The 17,521-nt window shown below is 62.7% G+C and carries 15 protein-coding genes; 9 read left to right on the top strand and 6 right to left on the bottom strand.

Annotated features, from left to right (window positions below; translation table 11 throughout):
* The first annotated feature begins 1 nt into the window (after position 1).
* Together FHR23_RS10615 and FHR23_RS10610 are read left to right on the top strand one after the other, a co-directional pair.
* On the top strand, positions 2 to 1,339 hold the full coding sequence (locus FHR23_RS10615; protein WP_246359831.1) for an MATE family efflux transporter: 1,338 nt from the start codon (positions 2 to 4) through the stop codon (positions 1,337 to 1,339).
* 40 nt (positions 1,340 to 1,379) lie between these two features.
* The gene (locus tag FHR23_RS10610) at positions 1,380 to 2,597 is read left to right on the top strand and encodes an argininosuccinate synthase (protein WP_184003706.1); all 1,218 of its coding nucleotides are present in this window, start codon (positions 1,380 to 1,382) and stop codon (positions 2,595 to 2,597) included.
* A 1-nt stretch (position 2,598) separates the two neighbouring features.
* Here FHR23_RS10610 and FHR23_RS10605 read toward each other — a convergent pair whose 3' ends face one another.
* Positions 2,599 to 3,813 (bottom strand): glycosyltransferase family 2 protein, encoded by a 1,215-nt coding sequence (locus tag FHR23_RS10605; protein ID WP_184003704.1) that lies wholly within the window; start codon positions 3,811 to 3,813, stop codon positions 2,599 to 2,601.
* 137 nt (positions 3,814 to 3,950) lie between these two features.
* Here FHR23_RS10605 and FHR23_RS10600 point away from each other — a divergent pair, with 137 nt between their 5' ends.
* Both FHR23_RS10600 and FHR23_RS10595 read left to right on the top strand, forming a co-directional pair.
* Positions 3,951 to 5,768, top strand: a complete 1,818-nt coding sequence (locus FHR23_RS10600) for a hypothetical protein (RefSeq protein ID WP_184003702.1) — start codon at positions 3,951 to 3,953, stop codon at positions 5,766 to 5,768.
* A gap of 10 nt (positions 5,769 to 5,778) precedes the next feature.
* On the top strand, positions 5,779 to 7,542 hold the full coding sequence (locus FHR23_RS10595; protein ID WP_184003700.1) for a hypothetical protein: 1,764 nt from the start codon (positions 5,779 to 5,781) through the stop codon (positions 7,540 to 7,542).
* Here the strand turns inward: FHR23_RS10595 and FHR23_RS10590 are convergent.
* The 3 genes from FHR23_RS10590 to FHR23_RS10580 are packed head-to-tail and all read right to left on the bottom strand — an operon-like array spanning position 7,503 to position 9,670.
* Complete coding sequence (locus tag FHR23_RS10590; RefSeq protein ID WP_184003698.1) at positions 7,503 to 8,642, bottom strand: GNAT family N-acetyltransferase; 1,140 nt, start codon at positions 8,640 to 8,642, stop codon at positions 7,503 to 7,505. The genes FHR23_RS10595 and FHR23_RS10590 overlap by 40 nt on opposite strands.
* Before the next feature lie 60 nt (positions 8,643 to 8,702).
* Positions 8,703 to 9,149 (bottom strand): preQ(1) synthase, encoded by a 447-nt coding sequence (queF, locus tag FHR23_RS10585; RefSeq protein ID WP_184003696.1) that lies wholly within the window; start codon positions 9,147 to 9,149, stop codon positions 8,703 to 8,705.
* Between the two features lie 38 nt (positions 9,150 to 9,187).
* Positions 9,188 to 9,670, bottom strand: a complete 483-nt coding sequence (locus tag FHR23_RS10580; RefSeq protein WP_184003694.1) for a hypothetical protein — start codon at positions 9,668 to 9,670, stop codon at positions 9,188 to 9,190.
* Between the two features lie 117 nt (positions 9,671 to 9,787).
* Here FHR23_RS10580 and FHR23_RS10575 point away from each other — a divergent pair, with 117 nt between their 5' ends.
* The 5 genes from FHR23_RS10575 to FHR23_RS10555 all read left to right on the top strand — a co-directional run bounded on the left by FHR23_RS10575 (position 9,788) and on the right by FHR23_RS10555 (position 15,513).
* Positions 9,788 to 11,332 carry a cryptochrome/photolyase family protein gene (locus FHR23_RS10575; RefSeq protein WP_184003692.1) on the top strand — a complete coding sequence of 515 codons (1,545 nt, stop codon included), beginning with the start codon at positions 9,788 to 9,790 and terminating at the stop codon, positions 11,330 to 11,332.
* A 26-nt stretch (positions 11,333 to 11,358) separates the two neighbouring features.
* Positions 11,359 to 12,198: a 3-mercaptopyruvate sulfurtransferase gene (gene sseA, locus FHR23_RS10570; RefSeq protein ID WP_184003690.1), complete on the top strand. Its 840-nt coding sequence runs from the start codon at positions 11,359 to 11,361 to the stop codon at positions 12,196 to 12,198.
* On the top strand, positions 12,153 to 13,391 hold the full coding sequence (metC, locus tag FHR23_RS10565) for a cystathionine beta-lyase (protein ID WP_184003688.1): 1,239 nt from the start codon (positions 12,153 to 12,155) through the stop codon (positions 13,389 to 13,391). The genes sseA and metC overlap by 46 nt, the downstream gene beginning before the upstream one ends.
* Positions 13,370 to 14,671 (top strand): mechanosensitive ion channel family protein, encoded by a 1,302-nt coding sequence (locus FHR23_RS10560; RefSeq protein WP_246359830.1) that lies wholly within the window; start codon positions 13,370 to 13,372, stop codon positions 14,669 to 14,671. The genes metC and FHR23_RS10560 overlap by 22 nt, the downstream gene beginning before the upstream one ends.
* 62 nt (positions 14,672 to 14,733) lie before the next feature.
* Entirely contained in the window at positions 14,734 to 15,513 is a 780-nt protein-coding gene (locus tag FHR23_RS10555; protein WP_184003898.1) for a sterol desaturase family protein, read from the top strand.
* On the opposite strand, the gene FHR23_RS10550 is transcribed toward FHR23_RS10555, so the two are convergent.
* Both FHR23_RS10550 and FHR23_RS10545 read right to left on the bottom strand, forming a co-directional pair.
* Positions 15,443 to 16,774 (bottom strand): histidine kinase dimerization/phospho-acceptor domain-containing protein, encoded by a 1,332-nt coding sequence (locus FHR23_RS10550; RefSeq protein ID WP_184003686.1) that lies wholly within the window; start codon positions 16,772 to 16,774, stop codon positions 15,443 to 15,445. The genes FHR23_RS10555 and FHR23_RS10550 overlap by 71 nt on opposite strands.
* Positions 16,771 to 17,430, bottom strand: a complete 660-nt coding sequence (locus tag FHR23_RS10545) for a response regulator (protein WP_184003684.1) — start codon at positions 17,428 to 17,430, stop codon at positions 16,771 to 16,773. The genes FHR23_RS10550 and FHR23_RS10545 overlap by 4 nt, the downstream gene beginning before the upstream one ends.
* Between the last annotated feature and the right edge of the window lie 91 nt (positions 17,431 to 17,521).

Raw genomic sequence — 17,521 nt, 5'->3', positions numbered from 1 at the left:
CATGCCGTCATTGCCGCTCACCCGCCGGTCGATTTTTGCGCAGGCCTGGCCGATCATGCTGGGACAGGCGACAGTGCCGCTGGTCGGGCTGGTCGATACTATCGTCATCGGGCGTACCGGCAGTGCCGCGGCGCTGGCGGGCGTGGCGCTGGGCACGACGATCATCAACTTCACCTTCTGGACCTTCGGCTTCCTGCGCATGGGAATGACCGGCATGACCGCGCAGGCTGAGGGCGCCGGCGATACAGCGGAGGTGCGCGCGATGCTGGCGCGCGGTGTGATGATGGGCATCGTCATCGGTGCCATCCTGTTCGCGCTGCAAGTGGTCATCGTTCCGCTGGCCTTTGCGCTGTTCGCAGGTGGGGAAACGCTGGACGCGGCGGCGCGCGGCTATGTTGCCGCACGCTTTTTCGGCGCACCGGCTGGGCTTGCCGGGTTTGCGATCATCGGCTGGCTGCTGGGGCTGGGCCGGACGCGCGCGGCATTGCTGCTGCAGGTGGCGATGAACTGCATCAATATCGTGCTGGATATCCTTTTCGTGTGGCATTTCGGCATGGGCGCGCGCGGTGTCGGGCTGGGCACCGCAATTGCCGAATGGTCGGAACTGCTGATCGGGACGGTGATTGCGCTGAAGATCGCCGGGCCGGGCACGCTTGCCGCATTGCGAGCACAGGGCGCGGGGCTGTTCGACCGTGCCGCGCTCAAACGCCTGTTCGCGGTCAATGCCGACATCATGATCCGTACTATTGCGCTCCTTTTCCTGTTCGCATGGTTCGCCAATGCGGGCGCGCGGCTGGGTACGGTGCCGCTGGCCGCCAATCAGGTGCTGATGCAGTTCGTGTCGATTGCCGCCTTCGTGCTCGACGGCTTCGCCTTCACCGCCGAATCGCGCATCGGCATGGCGATCGGAGCCGGGTCGCGCGAGCGGTTTCGTCGTGCCATTCGGCTGACGGGCGAGTTTTCGCTGTCCGCCGGGCTGGTCTTTGCGCTGGTGACTCTGATTGGCGGCGGTTGGGGGATTGCTGCGATCACCGACAATGCGGCAGTACGCGATCATGCCGAAGCGCTGTTGTGGTTCACCGCACTGGTGCCGTTGATCGGTGCGCCTGCCTGGCTGCTAGACGGGATTTTCATCGGCGCGACACGGGGCACGGCATTGCGTAACGCGGCGCTGCTCGCCACCGCGCTCTATGTCGGCACCGACCTTTTGCTGCGCCCGTTCGGAGCGCCGGGCATGTGGGTTGCGTTGCTTGCCAGCTATGTCTTTCGCGCGCTGGCATTGGGAGGGTACCTGCCCGCGCTTACACGAAGCATTGCGCAAACGCCCGAGCGGTCCTAGACGCAGCCCCGTTTTTCCAAGCTTTCGGAGTCCTGCTGCCATGGCCGACAAGATCAACCGCGTGGTTCTCGCTTATTCGGGCGGTCTCGATACCAGCGTGATCCTGAAATGGCTGCAAAAGGAATATGATTGCGAGGTGGTGACCTTCACTGCCGATCTGGGGCAGGGCGAGGAACTGGAGCCGGCGCGCAAAAAGGCGGAAGCCGCAGGCGTAAAGCCCGAACATATCTATATCGACGACCTGCGCGAGGAATTCGTCCGCGATTTCGTCTTTCCGATGATGCGCGCCAATGCGCTGTATGAAGGGCTGTACCTGCTCGGCACCTCGATCTCCCGGCCGCTGATTTCCAAGCGCCTGATCGAGATTGCGAAGGAAGTGAACGCCGATGCCGTCGCCCATGGCGCGACCGGCAAGGGCAACGATCAGGTACGGTTCGAACTGTCGGCCTATGCGCTGAATCCCGATATCAAGGTCATCGCGCCCTGGCGCGAATGGGATCTGAACAGCCGCACCGCGCTCATCGACTTTGCCGAAAAGCACCAGATTTCGGTGCCGAAGGACAAGCGCGGCGAAAGCCCGTTTTCAACCGATGCGAACCTGCTGCACACCTCGTCCGAGGGCAAGGTGCTGGAAGATCCGTGGCAGGAAGTGCCCGACTATGTTTTCTCGCGCACCGTCAGTCCGGAAGACGCGCCCGACACGCCGGAAGTCATCACCATCGATTTCGAAAAGGGTGACGGTGTTGCCCTGAACGGTGAGGCGATGTCGCCTGCGACGCTCCTCGCCGCGCTAAACGAACTGGGGCGCAAGCACGGTATCGGCCGCCTCGATCTGGTCGAAAACCGCTTTGTCGGCATGAAATCGCGCGGCATGTACGAAACACCGGGCGGCACCATCTATCATGCCGCGCACCGCGCGATCGAGCAGATCACGCTCGACCGCGGTGCAGCGCATCTGAAGGATGAGCTGATGCCGCGCTATGCGGAACTGATCTATAACGGCTTCTGGTACAGCCCTGAGCGGGAGATGCTGCAGGCCGCGATCGATCTCAGCCAGCAAAAGGTGGCAGGCACGGTGCGCCTGAAACTCTACAAGGGCGGCATCCACATCATCGGCCGCAAATCGCCCAACACGCTCTATTCGGAAAAGGTCGTAACCTTTGAGGATGACGAGGGCGCGTATGACCAGCGCGATGCCGCGGGCTTCATCAAGCTGAACGCGCTGCGGCTTCGTCTGCTCGGTCGCCGGGACGTTTAGCTCAGCGCCGGCCGGGCTGGTCGAGCAGCCCGATGAAAAAGGCGGTCAGCACCATTTGAAGCCCGACGCATGACAGGAATACCGACGGGATCGTGACGCGCATCAGCGCGGTAGGCTGCATATTGCCGAAGCCGTGCGCGGCCCAGATCGAAGTTGCGAGGATCGCGCCGCCAATGCCCATTGCCAGCATCAGGCCGCCAAGTACGCAGGCGCGCTCGACCGAGAACCAGTTACGCACGCGGCGCATCAACCCGCTTTCGGGCCACATGCCCGCAATCGCGCCGTAACGGCGCGCCATCACCGCCAGCCCGATACATTGCGACCCCATGATTGCGGCCATCACGCCGAAAATCATGGTGTGAATGCCGAATTGCAGGCTACCGAGTTGCAGGTCGCCGGGTATCAGCGCCAGCATCGTCGCCAGCCCTGCGAACAACAGTGCCAGCCCCGGATAAAGAAACAGGAAGCGCGGCGCATAGATCAGCAGGAAGCGCAAATGCCGCCAGCCGTCGCGCCAGGTGCGCAGATGCGGCGCGCGCGACCGCCCGTCGGGTTTGAGCGTCGTCGGCACCTCACGAATGTCAAAGCCGTCGATGGCGGCACGCACCACCATCTCGCTGGCGAATTCCATACCGGGAGAGGTCAGCCCCAGTTCGGTGACGCGGTCGCGACGAAATGCACGCAGCCCGCAGTGAAAGTCGCGGATCGGGGTGGCAAAGAAGGTGCGCCCGATGAAGCTCAGCACCGGATTGCCCAGATAGCGGTGCAGTGGCGGCATCGCGCCCTTTTCGATTCCGCCGCGAAAGCGGTTGCCCATCACCAGATCGGCGCCGTCGCGCAGTTGCTCGACGAACGGCATCAGCCCTTCGAAGTCATAGCTGTCATCGGCGTCGCCCATCGCGACATAGCGCCCGTGCGCTTCGCGGATCCCGCCGATCAGTGCCGCGCCATAGCCTTTGGCTTCGACATGCACGATTCGCGCGCCCAGCGCGTTGGCGATCTGTTGCGACCCGTCGACCGAGCCGTTGTCGGCAATGATGATCTCACCGGCGACCCCGTGCCGGTCGAGAAAAGCCTTCGCCTTTTTGATGCATATCGCGATGGTTTCCGCCTCATTGAGGCAGGGCATGACGATCGACAGCTCAACAGGGGACGGGTTCGGCGGCGTGCTGCCGTCGTTTACGATGTCCTGCCGTAAAGCCTGTGCTGCCGTCATTGGCGATATACCCCCCGAATATCCAGTCCGGGCAAATGTGCATCGGGGAAGGCAAAATTTTGGTTAACGCGGAAACCGATTTTTAAGGATGTTTGTCCCAGTGGTGGGGGCAAGAACCATCATTCGCCGGGGCGGGCATGAACGCAGGCACTATTTGGCAACCGGCGCAGAGGCGTCTGCAGGTTTCGACGCCCCGGCTTTCGGGATCGGTCGTGCTGGCGGCGGCGCTGGCGATTTTCCTGACGACGATCTGGACGATGCGCGACTGGGCGGCGCTCAGCGTGCTGCACCTGCCCGGCAATGACGACATGATGCGGCTGGCGGAAATTCGCGACTGGCTGAACGGGCAGGGGTTCAACGACCTGATGCAGTATCGTCTCGGCCCGCCAGGGGGTGCGCCGATGCACTGGTCGCGCCTCGCCGATATGGGACCGGCGCTGCTGGTGACGCTGCTGACGCCGCTGCTGGGCAGGCACGGGGCGGAGGTGGCGATGAGCGTCTCCTATCCCGGTATCCTGTTCTTTTTCTATCTGCTGCTGATTGCGCGGCTGGGCGAACGGCTGGGCGGGAAACAGGCACGCACGCCTGCGTTGCTGCTCGGTGCGCTGGCCTATCCCACCATCGGCCTTTTCATTCCCGGCAGGCTCGATCATCACGATCTTCAGATCGTTCTGACGCTGGTGCTGGTCGATATGTTTGTCGGTCCGGCCAGTCTGAAATCCGGGATCATCGGCGGGATCGCGGCGGCGCTCAGTCTTGCCGTCGGACTGGAAGTGGCGCCGGAAGTTGTCGCCGTTCTGGTGGTGCTGGGCATTGCCTGGCTGTGGGGAAGCGCGGATCAGGATCGTCAGGCGGTCGGTTTCGGCGCGGCGCTGGGCGGGGTGACGCTGGTCCTGCTTGCCTTTATGCGCCCGCATGTCTGGCCCGAACAATGGTGCGACGGGTTCACGCCCTCTTCGACGCGCGCGACGCTGGCACTGGCTGCGGCGTGGCTGCTGCTCGGTTTCTCCGGCCGCTATGTCACCACCCTGCGCAGTCGTATCGTGGCGGCAGGCGCGATCGGTGCAGGCGCGGTCGTGGCGGCGGCGCTTCTGTCGCCGGTCTGTCTGGAGGGCCCCTATGGCTCGCTCAATCCGTTTCTGCAACGCGTATGGATGGCCAATGTCGGGGAAGCGCTGCCGCTGACCTCACCCAAGGAACCGTTCGGCTGGAAGATCGAATTTGGCGGTCTGTCGATTGCAGGGTTCGTCGCGGCGCTGCTCTTGTGGTGGCGCGGCGGCATGACCGACCTGCGCTGGAAACTCTTTACTGTGTTTCTCGGGCTCAGCGTCGTGGCGCTGCTGCTGCAGATGCGGGTCAGCTATATTCTCGGCGGGTTGAGCGTGCTGCCCTTTGCGGTCGCGCTGGGCCGCGACAGTGCAGGCAATCTCGGCAAGCGTCTGCTGCTATGGGCCGCCGGGGCGGGCATGGTTTATTACGCCCTGTCCGGCTTTGTGGATCGTGCGATGGCACCGAAAGTGGTTGCCGGACGCGCCGCCGAACAGGCCTGTACCGCGCCGGGGCCGTTCCAGAAGCTTGCACAGATGCCGAAGGGCACCGTCATGGCGCCGATCACGCTGGGCTCCTATCTGATCGGCGCAACGCAGATGCATGCGGTCGCGGCGGGGTATCACCGCAATAATATCGGCAATCTGGCGATGTATCAGTTCTTTCTCGCGCGCCCCGAACGTGCGCAGCAGCTCGCGCGGCGCTGGCATATCGATTATGTTGCGCTGTGTCCGGGCGACTTTACCGCGCCGGGACTGCAAGGCGACTATCGGGGCAGCCTTGCCGCCCGGCTGGAAGGTGAAGAGGCGCCGCCGGACTGGCTGATCCCTGTGGACACCGGCGGTTCGCTGCATTTCTATCGCATTCGGCACGATCAGCGCTTGTCGAAACTTGCTGCATCGCATTAAAAGCCCTGCGATGTCCGGGGTACCCCAAGAAAAGCTGCATTGGTGGCAGACGCGATGGTTTGTGCTGGCGATGGCGCTCATCGCCATGCTGCCGCTGCTCTGGCCGACCATCCCCCCGATGGTCGATCTGCTCGGCCATATGGGGCGCTATCGCGTGCAACAGGCATGGGACACCGCGCCCTGGCTGCACCACTGGTACAAATTCCAGTGGAGCCTGATCGGTAATCTGGGGGTCGACCTGATCGTTATCCCTCTGGAAGCGCTGATCGGGCTGGAGCCTGCGGTCAAGCTGATCGTAATCTGCATTCCGGTGCTGACCGCCATCGGCCTGTTGTGGGTCGCACGCGAAGTGCATGGAAAAATCCCGGCGACTGCGCTGTTTGCTCTGCCGCTGGTGTATAATTTCCCGCTCTATTTCGGCTTCGTCAATTTCTCGCTGTCGATGGCGTTCGCGCTCAACGCTTATGCCTTGTGGTTGCGCATGGCGCGGCAGAACCGGCTGGTCCTGCGCGGGATTGTGTTCGTACCGATCTCCTTCGCCATATGGGTGACGCATACCTATGGTTGGGGGTTGCTCGGCATCCTTGCCTTTTCGGGCGAGCTGGTGCGCCAGCGCGACCGGCTCGGCGGATCATGGCACAATTGGGCGCGGGCCTGGATTTATGCGGGGCTGCACTGTCTGGTGCTGACCGCGCCGATGATACCGATGGTGCTGTGGCGGTCGGGCCATGTGACGGGGGAGACCGGCGACTGGTTCCACTGGCAGGCGAAGATGTTGTGGGTGACGCAGGTCTTCCGCGACCGCTGGCAATTGTTCGACCTTGCCTGTCTGGGCGTCGTCTATCTGATCCTGTTCAAGGGCGTGCGCGACCGCAATATCGAGTATTCGCGCAACCTGACGCTGTCGGCGCTGCTGCTGCTGGCGGTGTTCGTGTTGCTGCCGCGTATCGTGTTCGGCTCCGCCTATGCCGATATGCGGCTGGTACCCTATATCCTGATGACCGCGCTGATCGCGCTGCGGCCCAAGCCCGGCCTGTCGATCCGCCGTGCCGGGCTGGTGGCGATGCTGGGCCTTGCCTTTTTCCTGGTGCGCATGGGCGGCACGGGCGCGAGCTTCTACCTCTATTCCAAGACCTATGACCGCGAAATGGCAGCGCTCAACCATGTACCCGTCGGTGCGCGTCTGCTCACGCTGGTTGGGGAAACCTGCCATAATGAGTGGAAGATGTCGCGCATGGAGCACATTGCGGGCATTGCGCTGGAACGCCGGCTGGCCTTTGCCAACGACCAGTGGTCGATGGCGGGCGGCCAGTTGCTGACCGTGCGCTTTCCCGAAGGTCTGGGGTTTCGCCACGACCCTTCTGAACTGATTACCAGCGTGCAATGCCCGCTGGAATATTGGCGACCGGTGGCGGTGGCGCTGTCGGTGTTTCCGCGCAAGGCATTCGATTATCTCTGGCTGGTGCAGCCGCCCAAATATGATCCGCGACTGACGCAGGGGCTGACCCCGGTCTGGCGCGACGGGACCAGCGTTTTGTTCCGGATCGACCACGATCAGAAGGCAGCAAAGCTGCGCGAAAGCGATTTCGGTCCCTATGGCAGGCTGATGGTCGCTCGCCTGCGCCGAAACCCGAAACTCGCTGCGCGCATATTGGAGGCGGATGCCCCAAAGGTCGAACCGCAGCCACTGACGCAAAGTGCGGAACTGACACCCGCCGCCACGCCGGAGGCAGCTCAGCCGGAACGTTTGAACGGCGCCAGCGCGCTCAAATAATCCTGTTCATTGGCGACTGCCTGCGCCTCGCGGTCGAGAAACTCCGCCACTGCCGTGCGAAATCCGGGATCGGGCAGGTAATGCGCGGAATAAGTGGTGGTGGGGACATAGCCGCGCGCCAGCTTGTGCTCGCCCTGCGCACCGGCCTCGACCCGTGCCAGCCCGCGTGCGATGGCGGCGTCGATCGCCTGATAATAGCATAGCTCGAAATGCAGGAAGGGCACGTCTTCGACACAGCCCCAATAGCGGCCATAGAGCGCATCGGCACCGATCAGGTTGAGCGCCCCCGCAATCGGCTCGCCATCCCGTTCGGCAAGGATCAGCAGGATCTGCTCCCCCATCGTCGCACCCATCAGGGAAAAGGCCGACCGCGTCAGATAGGGATGCCCCCATTTGCGCGCGCCGGTATCCTGATAGAAGGTCCAGAAGGCGTCCCAATGCGCCTCGGTGATCGCATCGCCGGTCAGATGGCAGATGGTCAGTCCGGCCTGTGCCGCAGCGCGTTCCTTGCGAATCGCCTTGCGCTTGCGGCTGGCAAGGCCGGCGAGGAAATCGTCGAAGCTTTCATAGCCGTCATTGTTCCAGTGAAACTGGTTGCCGCGCCGGATCAGCCACCCAGCGGCCTCGAACAACGGCACTTCTTCGGGCGCGATAAAGGTCGCGTGCGCCGAGGACAGGCGGTTGCGGTCGGTCACCGCCTCGATACTGGCGATCAGCGCGGGGGCAAGTGTGGGATCACGCAGCAACAGGCGCGGTCCCGGCACCGGCGTGAATGGCGCTGCGATCTGTAATTTCGGATAGTAATCGCCGCCCGCGCGCTCCCATGCATCGGCCCAGGCATGGTCGAACACATATTCGCCCTGGCTGTGCGCCTTGCCATAGGCGGGCGCGATTGCCGCAGGACGGCCATCGGCATCGTCGATGACAATCGGCAGCGGTTGCCAGCCGGTGCGCGTCGTTGCCGACCCGGATTGTTCCATCGCCGCCAGAAAGGCGTGGCTGACGAACGGGTTGCCGGTGCCCGCGCAGGCATCCCAGTCAGCGGCGGCAATAGCGGTGACGCCGTCGGCGATACGGGCGGTGATCGGCTGGGAAGTCACCAGCCGGATGTAGGGAAAAAGACCGGCAGCGCAATGGTGCCGGTAGCAACTTCCTTCTGCTCAGCCGCGCCCGCGATAACCGGGTACGCCCTGATCGGGCAGCCACAGGCCTGCGGGCGGCGTGCCCGACTGCCAGAATACATCGATGGGAATGCCGCCGCGCGGATACCAGTACCCGCCGATCCGCAGCCATTTCGGCTTCATCTCGTCGAACAGGCGCTGGCCGATGCCGACGGTGCAATCCTCGTGAAAGGCAGCATGGTTACGGAACGCGCCGAGGAAAAGCTTGAGCGATTTCGATTCGACGATGGTCTCGCCGGGCGCATAGTCGATGACGAGATGCGCGAAATCGGGCTGGCCGGTCACCGGACACAGCGAGGTGAATTCGGGTGCGGCGAACCGCACGAGATACAGCGTGCCGGGCCGCGGATTGGGCACGTAATCGAGTTCGGCTTCCCTCGGCGAAGCGGGAAGCGCGCTGCTCTGGCCAAGATGCTTGGGTGTCATGGGGGCTATGTAGGGAGCAGGGCACGGAGAATCCATCATCACAGGTGGGACCGGAGTTCTTGGCGCTGGGCCGGAGTGAGCATATCACTCACAGCCATCAGCAATTCCAACAAGCGCCGATCTTCGGTGGCATCGGCTTCCCGATATTCCGGTTTCAACAACATAATACGGATCGTTTTGCGCGGTGCGCGACCAAAGCCGGATAGCCAATCCGACAACTGATGGCGATAACGGCGAAAATCCGGCGAATCTGGACGAATTTCATCGAAATAATCCTTCAGCGCCCATTCGGTATTTCTGCCGTCCAACGCCTTGTATTTGCGGAGGTATTTTTCGGCCGTCAGTCCCTTATAGCCAATGAATTTTGAAAATCCGAAAAGAGGCAATTCCGGGTTCCCCGTGTCAACATACCAGGCGTGAACATAACCAAGCCGGTCAACCAGGCCATCGGATTGGGCAAGTTCGGTTTGAAGTGCATGGATGTTGTTCAGGACTTCATCGGCGCTCGTGATCAATTTCATTATAATCTCCTTCATCTACCACCGTCTATATGGAGATGGCCGAAACTAAGCAACTACCTCGTGGGTAGATTTCGCATTCATTGAGGCTAAATGTCTCGGAGCAGCGTTCTCGTTCCCATGGCCACGCTCATCCCGATCCTTGGCGACCAGCTATCGCCCGACATTTCCTCGCTCGACGGGGCCGATCCGGGCGACTGCGTGGTCCTGATGATGGAGGTAATGGATGAGACGACCTATGTCCGGCATCACAAGTCGAAGATCGCGTTTATCCTGTCGGCGATGCGCCACCATGCCGCGCGGTTGCGCGAACTGGGCTGGACGGTCGACTATGTGACGCTAGACGATCCCGACAATAGCGGTAGTTTTACCGGAGAGGTCGCGCGCGCGGTTGAGCGATATGCACCCGATCGCATCGTAGTGACCGAACCGGGCGAATGGCGCGTTGCGGCGATGCTTAATCAGTGGGACACGCGCTTTGAAGCTGAAGTAGAAATCCGTCTGGATACGCGCTTCCTGTGCAGCCATGCCGAATTCGACGGCTGGGCATCGGATCGCAAGCAACTGCGCATGGAATATTTCTATCGCGAAATGCGGCGCAGGACCGGCTTGCTGATGGACGGTGATCAGCCGGAGGGCGGGCAGTGGAATTACGATAGGCAGAACCGCAAGCCCGCGCCGGGCGGTGGCCTCGACATACCGCGGCCCATTCAGTTTCGCCCCGATGAGGTAACCCGCGAGGTGATCGCGTTGGTCGCCGACCGCTTTGCCGATCATCTCGGCAGCCTCGACCATTTCGCCTTTGCCGTGACACATGAAGAGGCGATGCGGCAAAAGCGTAATTTTCTCGATCACGCATTGCCTTGCTTCGGCGATTATCAGGACGCGATGGTCAGCGACCAGCCGTTCCTGTGGCATTCGCTGCTGTCGCCCTATCTCAATGCTGGCCTGCTCGACCCGGTCGATCTGTGTCGTGAGGCGGAGGCGCGATATCGCGCGGGAAAGGCTCCGCTCAACAGTGTCGAAGGATTCATCCGTCAGATTATCGGCTGGCGCGAATATGTACGCGGCATCTATTGGCGCGAGGGGCCGGACTATGTCGACCGGAATTATTTGAACGCGACGCGCGACCTGCCGGCATTCTACTGGAGCGGCGATACCGATATGCACTGTCTGGCGCAGGCGATCGGTCAGACGCTCGAACACGCCTATGCGCATCATATCCAGCGCCTGATGATTACCGGTACCTTCGCGCTGTTGATCGGGGCTGACCCCAAACAGGTGCATATATGGTATCTGGAGGTCTATGCCGACGCCTATGAATGGGTCGAATTGCCCAACACGCTGGGTATGAGCCAGTTTGCCGATGGCGGCCTGCTGGGATCGAAACCCTATGCCGCGTCGGGTAGCTATATCGACCGCATGTCCGATTATTGCGGGACTTGTCGATACGATGTGAAAACGAAGACCGGCGACGACGCCTGCCCGTTCAATGCACTTTACTGGGACTTTCTCGCGCGCAACGCAGAAAAGTTGGGCGAAAACCGACGACTGGCCATGCCCTATCGAACATGGGAGAAGATGGAGAAAGGCGACAAGCTGGCACTGCGTGCCTCGGCGCGCCGGTTTCTTGAACGCCTCGACGCCGACGCATCCGCCGATTAGGGTCTGCGGGCAACGCGGAGGCGGCAATGGACGCATTGGTTACAACGCAATGGCTGGCGGACGCACTGGATGCGCGTGATCTGCGGATCGCCGATGCCAGCTATTTCCTGCCCGATCATGGCCGCGATGCCGAGGCTGAATATCGCGAAGTGCATCTTCCCGGCGCGGTGTTTCTCAATCTCGCGGAACTGAAGGACGATGCCGATCCGCTGCCGTCGATGCGGCCACCACCGGAAAAATTCGCGAGCCGCTTGCGCGCGCTGGGGTTGGGCGACGGCACCCGCATCGTGTTGTACGATCATTCCCCCTTGAAATCTGCGGCGCGTGCATGGTGGCTGTGCCGCAGCTTCGGGCTGAAAGATGTCGCGATCCTCGATGGTGGGCTGGAAAAATGGCGGGCGGAGGGACGACCGGTCGAAAGCGGCAGCGTGGAGCCGCGCGAACGCCATCTCATCCTCGATCCCGACAACGGCACGGTTCGTTCTCGCGCGGAGATGCTCGCCAATTGCAAAAGCGGCGCCGAACAGGTGCTCGATGCGCGCGCCGCCGGGCGGTTCAGCGGTGTGGAACCCGAACCGCGCCCCGGCATGGCCTCTGGTCATATCCCCGGCGCGCTGAACCTGCCCTATGGCCGGTTGTTCCATGCCGACGGCACATGGAAGCGCGGAGACGCTTTGCGCGCTGCCTTTGCCGGGGCGGGGGTCGACCTGACGCGCCCGGTGGTGACGAGCTGCGGATCGGGCATCACTGCGGCGGTGCTGAATTTCGGATTGCATCTTTTGGGTTGCGACAGTGCGCTGTACGACGGAAGCTGGGCCGAATGGGGTGCCGACCCCGAAACCCCGAAGCAAAAGGAGACCGTGTGAGCGGCGGGAACAACAAACATTATCGTGACGCAACCCGGCTGGTCACGGGCGGGCGCAGGCCGGAATGGACGCAACGGATCGTCAATCCGCCGGTCTGGCGCGCCTCCACCATCCTGTACGACAATGTCGCGCAATTGCGTGATAGCGCCACGCGCGACACGCATCACCGGCTGTTTTACGGGCGCAAGGGTACGCCGACGCAATGGGCGCTGGCCGAAGCGCTGACCGATCTGGAGCCGGGGGCGGAGGCGACGTTTCTCTATCCGTCCGGCGTCGCGGCAATTTCGGCGGCACTGCTGGCGGTGCTGTCGCCGGGCGACGAACTGCTGCTGCCCGACAGCGTCTATGACCCCACCCGCGGGTTCGCCACTGGTTTTCTGAAGCGGTTCGGTATCACCACGCGTTTTTACGATCCGACGGTGGGCGCCGGCATTGCCGACCTGATTTCGGATACGACACGGGCCATTTTCATGGAAAGCCCCGGCAGCCTGACCTTCGAGGTACAGGACATCCCGGCCATTGTCGCGGTGGCGAAAGAGCACGGGCTGGTGACGCTGCTCGATAATACCTGGGCGACGCCGTTGTTGTTCCCGGCGATTGAAAAGGGCATCGACCTTACCATCCTTGCCTGCACCAAATATGTCGTCGGTCATTCCGACGTGATGATGGGCTCTGTCACCGCGACGCCCGAACTGTGGCAGACGCTGCGGTCGACCAGTTTCGCGCTGGGGCAGACGGTCAGCCCGGACGACGCCTGGCTGGGGTCGCGGGGACTGCGCACCATGGGGGTGCGGCTGGCACAGCATGGCAAGAGCGCGCTGACCATCGCACAATGGCTGCAATCCCGGCCGGAGGTTGCCCGCGTGCTGCATCCGGCGCTGGACACCTGTCCCGGCTCGGACATCTTCCACCGCGATTTCAAGGGCGCATCGGGTCTGTTCGGGTTCGTATTCAATGGCGGCGACGAGGAAAGCCGTGCGGCGTTTATCGATGCACTGGACCTGTTCGGAATCGGTTATAGCTGGGGCGGGTTCGAAAGCCTCGCCACGCCGGTCGATCCGCAGCGCATCCGTACTGCGACCCGCTGGGAAGCGGAAGGGCCGGCGGTGCGGTTGCAGATCGGGCTGGAGGATACCGACGACCTGATCGCCGATCTGGAGCAGGCACTGGCATGTATCCGAACCAGGCCCTGAACGCTGCCAGCCACTGGCTGGCGGTGCGTGGCATCACCATGCCGACCACCGCAGAGCTGATTCAGGCGGCCATCGCGGTCGCACTCGTTGTGCTTGCGCTGTTCCTCGGCTGGCTGGCGGGACGAGCGACCGGCGACCGGCTGATGGCGCTTTGGAAACGCCACATCGCCGGACCGGGCGAGGGGATCGGCGATCGCATCGACAAGATCGCCCGCCATGCGACGGCTGCGCTGCTGCTGGCGCTGATTGCCAACGCCTGGGTCTGGAACGCCATGTCGGCGATTGCCATCGGCCTTGCCATGGGCGTCAGCGTCGCGCTTTGCGCACGCGCGCTCCTGCGGGGGTTGAGCCTGCCGCGTCAGGCCACCTGGCTGGTGGCGGGCGTGCTGTTCGTGGTGGTGGTATCGGGCACGATCCGTAACGCGACCAACGATTTCAATTTCCTCGCACTGCTCGATTCGATCGGCTTTTCGATCGGCAAGCGTCGACTGTCGCTGCTGTCGATAGCGATGATCGCGATGGGCGCGGTGATGCTGTTCGCCGCCGTCCGGCTGGCCAACCGCATCATTGCCAATTCGGTGGCCAAGGCGAAAAGCTTCGATCCCGCGCAAAAGCTGCTGGTGCAGAAACTGGCGGGGATCGCGGTGCTGGTCGTCGCCTTTTTCGTCGGCATCGATTTTCTGCAGATCGACCTCACTACCTTCGCGGTATTCTCCGGCGCGCTCGGTCTCGCGGTCGGCTTCGGTATGCAGAAGACCGTGGGTAATCTGATCGCCGGGATCATCCTGCTGATGGACCGTTCGATCAAGCCGGGCGACGTCATCGTGGTCGGTGACAGCTTCGGCTGGGTGAACAAGATCGGCGTGCGCGCGGTGTCGGTCGTCACCCGCGACGGCAAGGAGCATCTGATCCCGAACGAGAATCTGATGACTCAGGAGGTGGAGAACTGGTCCTATTCGAACCGCAATGTACGCGTGCGCATTCCGGTCGGCGTCTCCTATAACAGCGACCTGAAGCTGGCGCAGGAGCTGATGTTACAGGCGGCAGGCGATTCGCCGCGCGTACTGAAGAATCCGAAGCCCAATGTCTGGCTGGCGGGTTACGGCGACAGTTCGGTCGACCATGAAGTGCTGGTGTGGATCAACGATCCCGAAGGCGGCGTCGGCAATGTCCGTTCCGACGTGCTCAACCGGCTTTGGTATCTGTTCAAGGACAATGATATCGAAATCCCGTTCCCGCAGCGCGATGTGCATGTGAAGGACTGGCCGAAGGCCGACTGAGTGAGTCTTGTCCGGTACCGCTGTCCTACAGCGTCGCAATTTGCCATAGTCACCGAATGAGCGTGTTGCTGGCCATCCTGCTTTCCGCGCTGGCGATGACGGTGATCGTCGGAGTGCGCTATCTGCTGTCGAGCGGCGGTTTCGCACTCGCCACGCGCATTCGACAGCCGGGGCTGTATGTCGGACTGGACCGGCAGATCGGTCGCGAGATTTTCTGGTCGCTGGCATCCGCCGCGATTTACGGCGTGCCCGCCGGGATCGTTGCATGGGGCTGGCAGAACCGGGGCTGGACGCGGATTTATACCGATGTGCACGCATGGCCGCTCTGGTATCTGCCGGTGTCGGTGCTGCTCTATCTGATCGCGCACGACAGCTGGTTTTACTGGACGCATCGCTGGATGCACGTGCCGCGCTGGTTCCGGCTTGCCCATGCCGTCCATCATGCCAGCCGCCCGCCGACCGCCTGGGCGGCGATGAGCTTTCATCCTATCGAGGCGCTTACCGGCGCGGTGGTCATCCCGGCTCTGGTTTTCCTCATTCCCATTCATCTCGCTGCATTGGCGGTGGTGCTGACGATCATGACGGTGATGGGCGTCACCAACCATATGGGGTGGGAGATGTTTCCCCGCTTCATGGTGCGCGGGCCTCTAGGCAGCTGGCTGATCACTGCCAGCCATCATCAGCGTCACCATCAGCGCTATGGCTGTAACTACGGGCTGTATTTCCGCTTCTGGGACCGGCTTTGCGGTACCGATGACGGGCTTGGCAGTTTTACGCCCGATCGAACGGAGTCAGCCGGATCACCGCCGCCCAGCCGTGTGGCTCCGTCGCTTCGAAATTGAGGTAAAGGCCTGCCCGGTGCAGGGCTGCATCGACGATCGACAGACCAAGCCCGCTGCCGGTCGCGCGTTGTCCGCTCCCACGAACGAAGCGCTGGCGCAGGGTGGCGAGCTGGTCCGGCGTCATGCCATCGCCCTCATCCTCAATGCGCAGCGTGTCGCCATCCATGCGCACGGTCACGCGACCGGGACTGGGGCCATACAGAACGGCATTCTCGATCAGATTGCGCAGCGTCACGCGCAGCACCGCCTCTTCGATCGCAACCGTCCGCTCTGCAATTGACGGGTCGAGCGACAGCGTGACCGTATGCCGGACAAGCAGCGGGTGCAGTTCTTCCGCCACCGACGCGGCGACCGCCTGCACCGACAATGGGGAAGCAGCGGCAGCGTCCGGGCCGGATTCCTGCCGAGCGAGATCGAGCAATTGCCGCACGAGTCGGGTCGTGCGATCGATCGCACGCTGCATCTGGCTCAGCGCGCGGGCGCGCATCTCGGTATCGTCGCTGCGACGTGCGATTTCAGCCTGAGTTTTCAGCCCGGCAAGCGGTGTCTGCAGCTCGTGCGCGGCGCTCGCGAGAAAGTGGCGCTCACTTTCGCGCACTGCTTCCAGTCGGGTGAAGAGTCCGTTGATGGCCTGTGTCACCACACGCAGTTCGTCGGGAACGGGATCGCTGTCGAGCTGCGACAGGTCTTCGGCGCTGCGGCGTTCAAGCTGATGCGCCACGCGCCGCAAGGGCGCCAGTCCCCGCTCGATGCCGAGCCACAACAGGACAGCCAGCGCGGCCAGTCCGACCAGCGCAGGGGCGATCAGCCCGGCAAGCATATCGGTGATCAGCCGTTCGCGCATCGCCACCGCATCGCCGACCATCACCTTCAGTCCGGTATCCGGAACGATATAGGTATAGACGCGCCAGCCGGTGCCGTTGATCTGTCGTTCCGAAAAGCCGGTGCGGTTCGTTCCCATCGTTGCGGCGGGGGCATCGGCGGACCGGCTGACCAACTGGCCGTTCAGCGACCATATCTGGCAGGCAAGTTGCCGCTGATAGCTCTCCGAAACGCTGCCCGGCAGCAGCTTCGGGCGCGGTGCCCTGATTTCCGAAGAACCGAGCGATGCGACCATATGCGCGGCTTCGCGAAGGCGGTTGTCGAGCACATGCTCGATTTCGTTGCGCGTACTGATCGTCGTCCAGACCGCCGCCGCCGACCAGACCAGAGCCGTTGCGGCCACGATCAGCAGGAACAGCCGCATGCGGAGCGAGGTCATGCCCATGCCATCCGATAGCCTTCGCCGCGTACTGTCTCGATGGCGTCGCGGCCCAGCTTGGCGCGCAGATTGTGGATATGCACCTCGATCGCGTTGCTGCCCACTTCCTCCTGCCAACCATAGATATGATCCTCGATCCGGGAACGCGACAGGATATGGCCGGGATGTTCCGCCAACACGCACAGGACCGCGAATTCGCGGCGCGACAGCGGGACCGGTTCACCGTTCAGGCGGACACTGCGGCGGCTGCGGTCGAGTTCGACGGGTCCGAGCGTCAGGACGGTGTCGGGATTACCCGTTACGCGGCGTCCCAACGCCCGCACCCGCGCCGCTAGTTCGCTCAGGTCGAACGGCTTGCCCAGATAGTCGTCGGCACCGGCATCAAGCCCGGCAATCCGGTCGTCCACCAGGTTGCGGGCGGTCAGCAGCAGCACCGGTGTCGTCAGGCCGCTGCGGCGCCATTCACGTAACAGATCGATTCCGGACCCGTCCGGCAGGGCGATATCGAGTACGATCACCGCATATTGCGCAGTCGCCGTCGCCGCGTTTGCATCCTCGCACCCGGCTACGGCATCGACCGTTATGCCTTCCAGATGCAGCCCAACCGCAAGCCCGTCGCGCAGTACATCGTCATCTTCCACTACCAGAATACGCATGACCGCCTCCGTTTCCGTGGATGACGGCGGCTCCTTATTCCCGGCTTAAGCACGGCTAAGCTGCCCTTAAGCCAGACAGAGAAAGGCACTA

The sequence above is a fragment of the Stakelama sediminis genome (assembly GCF_014199335.1).
Classification (GTDB): domain Bacteria; phylum Pseudomonadota; class Alphaproteobacteria; order Sphingomonadales; family Sphingomonadaceae; genus Sphingomonas; species Sphingomonas sediminis.
This window is presented reverse-complemented; position numbering and strand designations above follow the sequence as displayed.

Coding starts and splice junctions, on each gene's coding strand:
- FHR23_RS10615 (WP_246359831.1), top strand. CDS start 2: ATGCCGTCATTGCCGCTCACCCGCCGGTCGATTTTTGCGCAGGCCTGG.
- FHR23_RS10610 (WP_184003706.1), top strand. CDS start 1,380: ATGGCCGACAAGATCAACCGCGTGGTTCTCGCTTATTCGGGCGGTCTC.
- FHR23_RS10605 (WP_184003704.1), bottom strand. CDS start 3,813: ATGACGGCAGCACAGGCTTTACGGCAGGACATCGTAAACGACGGCAGC.
- FHR23_RS10600 (WP_184003702.1), top strand. CDS start 3,951: ATGAACGCAGGCACTATTTGGCAACCGGCGCAGAGGCGTCTGCAGGTT.
- FHR23_RS10595 (WP_184003700.1), top strand. CDS start 5,779: ATGTCCGGGGTACCCCAAGAAAAGCTGCATTGGTGGCAGACGCGATGG.
- queF (WP_184003696.1), bottom strand. CDS start 9,149: ATGACACCCAAGCATCTTGGCCAGAGCAGCGCGCTTCCCGCTTCGCCG.
- FHR23_RS10580 (WP_184003694.1), bottom strand. CDS start 9,670: ATGAAATTGATCACGAGCGCCGATGAAGTCCTGAACAACATCCATGCA.
- FHR23_RS10575 (WP_184003692.1), top strand. CDS start 9,788: ATGGCCACGCTCATCCCGATCCTTGGCGACCAGCTATCGCCCGACATT.
- sseA (WP_184003690.1), top strand. CDS start 11,359: ATGGACGCATTGGTTACAACGCAATGGCTGGCGGACGCACTGGATGCG.
- metC (WP_184003688.1), top strand. CDS start 12,153: ATGGGGTGCCGACCCCGAAACCCCGAAGCAAAAGGAGACCGTGTGAGC.
- FHR23_RS10560 (WP_246359830.1), top strand. CDS start 13,370: ATGTATCCGAACCAGGCCCTGAACGCTGCCAGCCACTGGCTGGCGGTG.
- FHR23_RS10550 (WP_184003686.1), bottom strand. CDS start 16,774: ATGACCTCGCTCCGCATGCGGCTGTTCCTGCTGATCGTGGCCGCAACG.
- FHR23_RS10545 (WP_184003684.1), bottom strand. CDS start 17,430: ATGCGTATTCTGGTAGTGGAAGATGACGATGTACTGCGCGACGGGCTT.